Here is a 9,183-nt window from a genome sequence, read left to right as displayed (position 1 = left end):
TAAGCGCCAGCCCTTGTCCCCTTGTCCCCTTGTCCCCCTTGTCCCCTTGTCCCCTTGTCCCCTTGTCCCCTTTCTATCAAAGTATGAGTCAAAGAACCCCATGCGGCGATTTTGCCCCACTTGATGTATTCTTGACTTTGTTGGTATTCTTGAATCGGTTGGAGGATTTTGGCATTGTGTTGTGCAGCCAGAGCGATCGCTTTTTCCACATCTTCGACAGCAAAAGCAACATCTGCCACACCAGGGGGGTGCTGACGCAAAAACTCAGCTACTGGACTTGTGGGTGACAGTGGTGAAGACAGCAAAAAGCAGACGGCACCACTTTTGACTACTTTTGTGCAAGTGTGAAACGATCCGTACTCGTTGCTTGAATTTGTCAAGGTTAGGGGGATCATATAATCCGTTACCGCTTGAAAGCCGAGATGACTTACAAACCAGTCTTGCCAGACGAGTGCATCTTCTAGGTAGAAATGAACATGAGCAATTTTCATAAATTACGAAAATCCACCGCTTGGAGCTTATCTGTCTCTAGATTTTGCCTTTTTTGCCGGATTTTCACGTCTTTCCTCAGCTATAATTAGGTAACAACAGCTTTGTTTTTGACCTAAAAAAACATAATATTTTAAAAAAGCGAGTTTATGTGGCGCGATACTCATGATTGAGTGGCTTGTCTGCGACACACTACGCCAATGCCAACGCATCGACATTGACTTTATCATGTATTGTGTTCTTTACATTTATTTACATAATACATAATAAAGAGCATGAGGTTAAACGCAGAGGGACGCTCTCTGTAAGCGATTCGATAAGTGTGGTCATGTTCGTTACCCCCATGAACAACTTTTCAAGACAGAGTAACGCTGAGTGAATGCTTATGAAATGCGTGGAATTTTGTACTAAGCTGTAATACTTGAGGCTTGACGTAGTGCTACATGCCAGCGATCGCCTATTTTTTGGAGTTCAAAAGAATCGCATGATTTCAAAAAGTTAATAAAAGTACCACTCAAATGCAAAGATTTGATTTGGTTAGTAATCGACTTACCATGTTGTTGACTAAATTTGCTACCTAAAATTCCAACGCAAATGTAGCTATTAGAAGATTGAGTAGTTAACTTTTTTATAATATTCTTTAGCGCTTCTTCCAAATCTGTCTTAGAATTAATGTAGGGTAATGATGCTACATTAGTTTGTTGAACATCGTCATTGCTTTTCTCTACTTGCTGCACTTGATTTATTTCAAACAGCGTTACATACAATTCAGACTGCTCACTCATTTGGTGAACTACAAACTCGGTGGGATAATTAACAAAAATATCTCTTGCTTTTTTACCTGGAAGATGCTTTGAGACAACTTGACTAATAGTGAATTGATATTTTTCTTTAAACATCTGAGAAAGAGTAGCAAGTTCTAACCAACAGTTTTTAGTCCGCTTTTGTTCAACTTTAATTAACTCTTTTAATTGATAAATAAACTGTTCTAGTGTTGGTATTTCTGGTAATTTATTCAAATAATAATTGTCAGTTTTTGCGGTATAGATATTAGTTACTGTTATATTATTTTTTTGCTTGCTGACCTGGTAAACTGTTAATCCATTTTGCTGAAGATGGTTGCACAGGTTAGTCATCACTGTGTCTGAGGAACAAACTAAAACTTCTTTAGCTTTTGGGTAATGTTCATGAATTGAGGAACCAAAGGCTATCATTTTTCCATCAGCATTGTCTCTCCCTGCGGGGACATGAATTAAGTCGTAGCCACGCTGATGAAATTCAATATCTAGTTTACCCATGCTGCGCCAATTAGCAAAGGCAATTTTAACTTGAATCGGGCAAGTGCAAACTGTTGTTAAGAATTGTTCAGTTTCGGCGTTTATTTGTAGGTTTTCTGCATCTAAAAGTAAAACTGCTATTTTTGTCTGCGATAAAGAGCCATTAGTTACTATTTCCGATGATACTGGGTTAATTGTGTTGAAGCTGCTTGAACCATTTAACTCAACTTTTGCAGGATTGAGTAGACGAATGTCTTCAATTAATTTTATTAATATTGGTGAGTTGAAGGATTCAGGAATTAATAAAACTTTTAGAAATCCTTGCAATTTATTAATTAATGTGTGCCAGTCGTTGCTTGGGCGAAGTATTTCGGTTAATTTTGCTGTTAAACTAGATTGATGGTGGCTGCTCCAAGATATGTTTCTATATTTTTCTAGTAATAATTCTGGTTGCTTGTGTTGAATGGCAATAATTGCTTGACCAACATAGAAGCCGATTTTGTTGAAGAGGACAGAATCATCAGTTGTCAGCAAAAGTTCCATAGTTGACAAGCACGCTACAGTAGGACATCCACGCTCAGACTATCATCATGTTATATCTGGGCAAGAAACCATCTGAGATCCGTGAAACTGCTTAAGGTAAAGGTTAATACTTACTTAATCTTTTTAAGAGGCTTTTCTTGTCCATTTTGGTGCACAATCAACTCTGTCACTTCTCCTTTTTCATTTTTAACAAAGGTTATTTGAGCGTAAACTAGTGTGTAGAAATATTCAGTTTCCGATTCTGGGTAGATTTCAGCTTTAGATTGTGCAGTAGCTTGAGCAAAAATTTGGTCATTTTCTCTGGTAATTGTAATGATGAAGTTAGGAGCTAGTTCATATTCTCCAATATAAGCATCATAGATTTTCGGGTCAACTTTTATCGCAGTTCTTTCTAATGGTAGTTCATATTTTTCCCCAAAAACAATTGCGGCTAAGTCTTTACTAATTACATTAATCATTGAAAATCCATTATTGCTCAACACAATGATACAAATGTCATCATTAATATATCTGTCGAGATTTGTAACAAAACCATTAATTGCGCCACCATGACCGACAACTTTATGATTAAATAGTTCTGTTATCTCCCAACCATAGCCATAGTTTTCTAGAAAAGGAGTAAAAGCATTATCTAAAGAAGTTTTACTTATGATTTGTTCAGTATATAACGCTCTATCCCACAAATATAAATCTTCAACTGTGGAGTACAAAGCACCTGCACTATAACCATTACACATATCCATATAAGCTGCATTTATTGAGCCATTACCAGTCATATAGTAACCAGAAGCGCGATTTTTAATTATTTTACTGTAATGGTCATATCCAGTATTTTTCATCTCCAAAGGTTGGAAAATATTCTCTTGGAGATATGTTTCATAAGGTTTGCCAGAAATCTTTTCGATGATGTAGCCTAATAAAATATATCCAGAATTGCAGTAGCTGTATTTTTCTCCGGGTGTAAATTCTAAGGGTTTATCTTTAAATTTGGCAATAGTTGTTTCAACAGAAGAAGGTATCATCATAGTTTCCTGATAATCAGGAAAACTTGTATAATTAGGAATGCCTGATGTATGAGTTAATAAATGATGGATGGTAATTTGTTTACCTGTTTCTGGATAATCGGGTATATGTTTGGTTATTGAATCGGTGACATTAAGCAAGTTTTTTTCTTGCAATTGCATGATTGCCATTGCAGTAAATTGTTTGGTAATGGAACCTATACGAAATTTGGTTTGAGGGGTATTAGGAACATCAAGTTCATAATTTGCCATCCCATACCCTTTACTGATTAAAATATTACTGTTTTGAGCGATTAATACAGAACCGCTAAAATAGTATTTGTTGGTATGTAGTTGAAGATATTCGTTTATTTGCGCTTCGATGTTTTGCATGGTAAGTATATTAATATTTTGTTTCAGATACCCGACTTATTTAAGAAGTCGGGTATCTTGTTTTTCTAAGCGCGATCGCACAACTTCTAAACTTGCAAAAAAATTAATGCTTTTAGTCGTGAGCTTCTTTTTGTGGTTGAGAATTGCTGTTAGTACCAATAATTGCCTGAAAGATATTCCCTACTAAAGAGAAAAACGCTCCTACTAACAACACGAGCATTAAACTCGCAAGTCCAGCAAAGGGAGAAACGATGAACAAGAGTAAGAAGGCAAATATTAAAATTGATAGTAATGTCTTATTCATGGTTTTTAGGCTTAATGGTTGCTATTCTTAACCTAAACAGCTAATTGATTAGTTCTGCCTCATCTTGAAGAAGTAATTATTCCTCTTTCTTTAGTAATAATAAAATAAGAATGGTTCGCCTTGAAGATATCTGCTACAAAGTGTCTCAGTTACGTAGGGTATACTTTCCAATAAGTTATCGTGTTCGTTGGGATTTGATGCGTGAAATGCAAAATTATCTATCATTGCCGCGAGAAAAAACGCTTCTAATATATTTTGATAGTCATCGGGCAATAAGCGCACGCTTTGATAACCATTGAGGAACGCTTTACGGTTTTCACTCTTCAGATGTAGCAGTGTAGAGCCAATGTCATAAAGATAATAACCGAAGCCACAACGTGAAAAGTCGATCGCTCGTACCTCATCTTCATGAAATATATAATTATTTTCGTTTAGGTCTGCGTGAATGACACCCCAAGAAGAGCGTGTTTTTCCTAGCGCTGTCATCACTAGAGCAATTCGCTTGACTGTCGTCTCAAGCACAGCAAAATCAGCGTCAGATATTCTCACTAGATGCAGCCTCATCAGTGAGGTTTGTAACTCTTCCCAGTCGTATTTTGGTCGCACAAAGCCTAAAGGTAACTCCCAAAAGCTGCTATGCTGGTGCAACTGAGCCATCAATTCTCCAATTTGCCATGCTTGGTTTTCTGTGGGTTGGGTACTGATTTGGCAACCGTCAATCCACTGCATTAAGGTGCAATTGAGCGGTGGTGTTGCATCAATTGCTACAGAGGTTACGAAGGTGCCGTTTTTGTTTTGCACTGGCTTTGGTACTATCAGGTTGGTATCGCGATGTAATGCTGATAGCCATAAGAGTTCTGACTCAATTACGTTGTGCTGCTGCCAAATTGAATCGCTTTGTTGAGCAATTGGGTGATGGATACGGAGAAGGAATTTTGCTGTTTTGCCGTTATGTGAACTAGATGTTTCTATGCGAAAGGTGACATTTTCGCTATGACCGAGGAAAAATAATCTCGCATCGGGGATATTGTATTGAGTTAGTGCAGTTTGTGCGAGTTGGTTCCAGTTCATTTTAATTTATGAAAATGAGGTATGGAGTAAGAAAGCGCTCTCTGCGCTTACTACGTTTATCTCATGAATTTTAGGCTTTCTATTTGTTGGGTAAATCCGTCGATGAAGATGCTTAAAATTGTGCGTTTTCGTAGTTTGATGTTGACACTTACTGACATTCCTGATTGAAGGGGTAGTTGTCTGTCTTTGAGTATGAGTGCTTGCTGATTTAAGCGTACTGTCACTGGGAAGCTGTAGTAGGGACGAATTTCGGTGGGTGGTAAGGCATCGGACCCAATGGATTCTAGTGTACCTTTGATATCACCAAATTCGCTAAAGGGAAAAGAGTCAATTCTTATGTCTACAGGCATTCCTGCTCTAACGAAACCAATATCTTTGTTGGTTAGAAATACTTCGGCTTTGAGAGAGTTTTCTGGGACAACTTTGAGAACTGGTTCGGTGGAATTTGCGACAAATCCAGGATTACTGGCTTTCAAATCAAAGATTTTACCATTGACTGGGGAACGAATTTCTTGATAATCTAAAGAAACTTGGTTTTGGCTGATTTGGTTATCCATCTCGGCAATGTTTTTTTCGTTTTCAACGATCGCTTTTTTTAATTGGCTGTCTATTTCGGCAATGCGTTTGTCATTATCGGCTATTTTCGTCCACAAGTCTTGGTTGGACGCAGACATGGTATTTTGCAGACGTTCACCAGATTGTGCGATCGCTAACTTCAATCGTTCTCCTTCTTGGGTTAACTCATCGACTTCTGATTGCTGAGTACTAACTTGCTGCTGTTGCTGTAGATATTGCAGACGAGCGATCGCACCTTCTTTAAATAACGGTTCTAAGTCTTTGAGAATGCGGGAATTAATTTTTAAGACGTTTTTCGCATTCGCCAATTTTACCTGATTTTGTATCACCTGCTTTTCTAATTGTGAAGCTTCTAATTTCACAGTCGCAGCTTTGGTTTTCAGTTCTTGCTGATTGGTTTGCAAGCGCAATTGCTGATCGGGTGTTAAATTTACTCCTTGCGATTTTCCGGAAAGTTGCACTCGATAAAGTTGATTTTCGGCAACTAAACCTGCACGATTTTTCGTCAATATTGCGATCTCTTCAGGCAATTTTAGCTGATTTGTCCCCGGAATGCGAACCTTATCACCCATCTGGGATTGATAAAATTGATTTTCTTGTAGTAAATTATTACGAACTTTCTGCAAGTAGACTTTTTGCGCTTTTTGTGCAGTGTGGTCAAGACGCAACAGCAAGTCTCCCTGCTTAACTTGTTGACCGTCTTTAATATAAACTTCTTTTACTAAGCCATTGAGGGGTACTTTAACTTCTCTGACTATTCCTTGTGGCTCTAGTTTACCAGTTGCGGGAATTGCTTCTTCAATTTTGGCAACAGCAGACCAAATTAAAGTGAAGCTGGTAACACCAATGATACCCCATAGTACTGCTCGTGATAATATAGGCGATCGCTGTAAAATTACAGGTTGGTCAAATTCAAAATTCATTGTTTAGTGGTTGGTTGTTAGTGGATACTGGGAGCGTTGTTGGTTGTTGGCTGTTGTTGGTTGCTGGTTGTTATTACTTCACTTATAACTCCTAATTTTTAACTCCTCACTCCTAACTCCTAACTCCTAACTCCTAACTCCTCACTCCTAACTCCTAACTCCTAACTCCTAACTCCTCACTCCTAACTCCTCACTCCTAACTCCTAACTCCTAACTCCTCACTCCTAACTCCTCACTCCTAACTCCTCACTCCTAACTCCTCACTCCTAACTCCTCACTCCTAACTCCTAACTCCTAACTCCTCACTCCTAACTCCTAACTCCTAACTCTTTTTTAAAGTTCCGCTTCTTGCTGTTGATATAAACAGTAATAACGACCTTTTTCACTCATTAATTGTTTATGCGTTCCTTGTTCGACTACAAAGCCTTGATCGAGCATTAAAATCAAATCGGCATTGCGAATTGTAGTGAGACGATGGGTAATAAAGAAAACAGTGCGTCCTTTAAATGCTTCGGCTAAATTTAAACAAACTTGCCGTTCTGATTCATAATCCAACGCACTGGTAGCTTCGTCGAGAATGAGCATTTGCGGGTTTTGCAGGATGGTTCGAGCGATCGCTATTCTTTGTCGCTGTCCCCCAGAAAGGGATGCACCGCGTTCTCCAACTCTGGTATTGTAACCGTTAGCTAGGTTCATAATGAACTCGTGAGCAAAGGCTATTTTCCCAGCTTCGATAATTTCTTCTGAGCTTGCGTCTGGATGATTTAAGGCGATATTTTCTTGGATTGTGCCATCAAATAACAGCGTATCTTGTGGTACGATACCTATCTGTCGTCTGAGTGAATAAAGTTCGACTTTGTTGATGTCGTAACCGTCGATTAAAATTCTACCTGATTCTAAAGGATATAAACGCGGTATAAGCTTCATCAAAGTACTTTTGCCGGAACCGCTTTGACCGACAATACCCACAAATATACCAGCGGGAAATTCTAAGTTGATATTATTAAGTTGTAGCGGACCGCTGGGATTGAAGCGGAAGGATACGTTATCATACTTAACTGAACCCTGAATCATCGGCATGGGAATGTTACCGCGATCGCTTTCGGAAGATTCTGTGGGTGAGTCGATAATATCACTCAATCTTTCCAAAGAAAGAGCGGTTTCTTGGAAGTTCTGCCACAGTTGCGTTAAACGCAGTAATGGACTGGTGACGTAACCTGCTATAATCCGAAAGGCGATTAATTGCCCTAAGGTAAGTTCGCCTTTGAGTACTAAATAAGCTCCTACCCACAACACTAGTAAACCGGAAAGTTGACTTAAGAAGTTGCTGGTGGAACCTGCTGCGGTGGAGGTTTGGACTGTTTTAAAACCGGCACTGACGTAACGAGCGTAACGTTCTTGCCATTGCCAACGCGATCGCAATTCGATATTTTGCGCTTTTACTGTTTGGATACCCGATAGCACTTCAACTAAATGAGATTGCGCTTCCGCATTGCGTTCGGCTTTGGAGCGCAGTTGTCGTCGGACAATTGGAGAAACTGATGTTGTTAAAAGTACGAATAATGGTAATGTGGAGAGCGCTACTAAACTCAGCAGCCAACTGTAGAGAAACATTACCACAATATAAATAACCGAAAACACTGCATCCAAAACGACTGTTAAAGCTGTTCCAGTTAAAAAGGAGCGAATGTTTTCTAACTCATTTACCCGTGTTGATAATTCACCTACGGGTCGTCTTTCAAAGTATCGTAAAGGTAAACGTAGCAAATGGTCAATAATTTCTGAACCAAGTGCTAAGTCAATTCGATTGGTAGTATCGACGAATAAAAAAGTCCGAATGCTAGTTAATATTGCTTCAAAGACTGCAATTACTATGAGAAAAACGCCCAATACTTGCAACGTATCAGCGCTGTTTTGCACTAAAACTTTGTCGATAATAACTTGGGTCATCAACGGATTTGCTAACCCAAACAATTGAACAAAGAATGAGGCAATAAATACCTCAACTAGTACTTGACGATATTTGTATAAAGAAGGTAAAAACCAACTTAAACCAAACTTTTGCTGGGGTGTGTATCTAGTTTGTTGGAGCAGCAAAACTGGAACAGTTTCTTTGGGAGATTCATCTAATTTGGTTGCCGATTGTAGGAGAATACTGGCAACATCTGCGGTTTTTTGTCGTAAAACTCCAACTTCGGGAATTCCTAAAACGATCGCTTGAGTATTGATTTCGTAAAGTAGAGCAAAACTATCTTGCCATTGCACAATCGCCGGTGCTTGAAGTCGTCCGACGGCGTTAACTGGTAAACTGATAAGTTGGGCATTTAAACCCAATGATTCAGCGATCGCTCCACACTGCTGCAACGATAGCGAACCTGTTCGTCGTTGCTGCGAAAGCAAAACTTTACGCAAAACTTCCCGACGAAAAGGCAAATTCAACTGCTTGCTCAACATTTGGAAGCAAGCTAGAATAGCATCTACTTTACCACTACCACGCGAGTGTGGATATTTTTTTAGGCTAGAAGTTTCTACTTGTCTTCCTTCTGGTTCATCTGGTGCGTAGGGGATATCATCACGGGAAGTCCGGGGGGGAGTGGAGGAGTGGG

General features: G+C 39.1%; 7 protein-coding genes. All 7 read right to left on the bottom strand.

Translation table 11 applies throughout. The annotated features are described in order from the left end of the window. On the bottom strand, positions 1 to 491 hold a 491-nt coding region (locus tag OGM63_RS16700), incomplete at its 3' end, for a VOC family protein (RefSeq protein ID WP_263746720.1). Positions 492 to 896: 405 nt separating this feature from the next. Next, positions 897 to 2,309, bottom strand: a complete 1,413-nt coding sequence (locus OGM63_RS16695) for an NYN domain-containing protein (RefSeq protein WP_263746719.1) — start codon at positions 2,307 to 2,309, stop codon at positions 897 to 899. Positions 2,310 to 2,419: 110 nt separating this feature from the next. Further along, complete coding sequence (locus OGM63_RS16690) at positions 2,420 to 3,703, bottom strand: serine hydrolase (RefSeq protein ID WP_263746718.1); 1,284 nt, start codon at positions 3,701 to 3,703, stop codon at positions 2,420 to 2,422. Positions 3,704 to 3,815: 112 nt separating this feature from the next. Then, positions 3,816 to 4,007: a hypothetical protein gene (locus OGM63_RS16685; RefSeq protein WP_263746717.1), complete on the bottom strand. Its 192-nt coding sequence runs from the start codon at positions 4,005 to 4,007 to the stop codon at positions 3,816 to 3,818. 90 nt (positions 4,008 to 4,097) lie between these two features. Further along, positions 4,098 to 5,078 carry a phosphotransferase enzyme family protein gene (locus tag OGM63_RS16680; protein WP_263746716.1) on the bottom strand — a complete coding sequence of 327 codons (981 nt, stop codon included), beginning with the start codon at positions 5,076 to 5,078 and terminating at the stop codon, positions 4,098 to 4,100. Between the two features lie 56 nt (positions 5,079 to 5,134). Then, positions 5,135 to 6,577, bottom strand: coding sequence for a beta-barrel domain-containing protein (locus OGM63_RS16675; RefSeq protein ID WP_263746715.1), 1,443 nt, complete (start codon positions 6,575 to 6,577; stop codon positions 5,135 to 5,137). A 333-nt stretch (positions 6,578 to 6,910) separates the two neighbouring features. After that, positions 6,911 to 9,183, bottom strand: a 2,273-nt coding sequence (locus OGM63_RS16670) for a peptidase domain-containing ABC transporter (RefSeq protein WP_263746714.1), incomplete at its 5' end; no start/stop codon positions are given.

Origin of the sequence: Plectonema radiosum NIES-515 (assembly GCF_025753815.1) — a bacterium.
GTDB lineage: Bacteria > Cyanobacteriota > Cyanobacteriia > Cyanobacteriales > Nostocaceae > Hassallia > Hassallia radiosum_A.
Note: the sequence above shows the minus strand (reverse complement) of the source record. Positions and strands in the feature narration are given on the sequence as shown.

Coding starts and splice junctions, on each gene's coding strand:
- OGM63_RS16695 (WP_263746719.1), bottom strand. CDS start 2,309: ATGGAACTTTTGCTGACAACTGATGATTCTGTCCTCTTCAACAAAATC.
- OGM63_RS16690 (WP_263746718.1), bottom strand. CDS start 3,703: ATGCAAAACATCGAAGCGCAAATAAACGAATATCTTCAACTACATACC.
- OGM63_RS16685 (WP_263746717.1), bottom strand. CDS start 4,007: ATGAATAAGACATTACTATCAATTTTAATATTTGCCTTCTTACTCTTG.
- OGM63_RS16680 (WP_263746716.1), bottom strand. CDS start 5,078: ATGAACTGGAACCAACTCGCACAAACTGCACTAACTCAATACAATATC.
- OGM63_RS16675 (WP_263746715.1), bottom strand. CDS start 6,577: ATGAATTTTGAATTTGACCAACCTGTAATTTTACAGCGATCGCCTATA.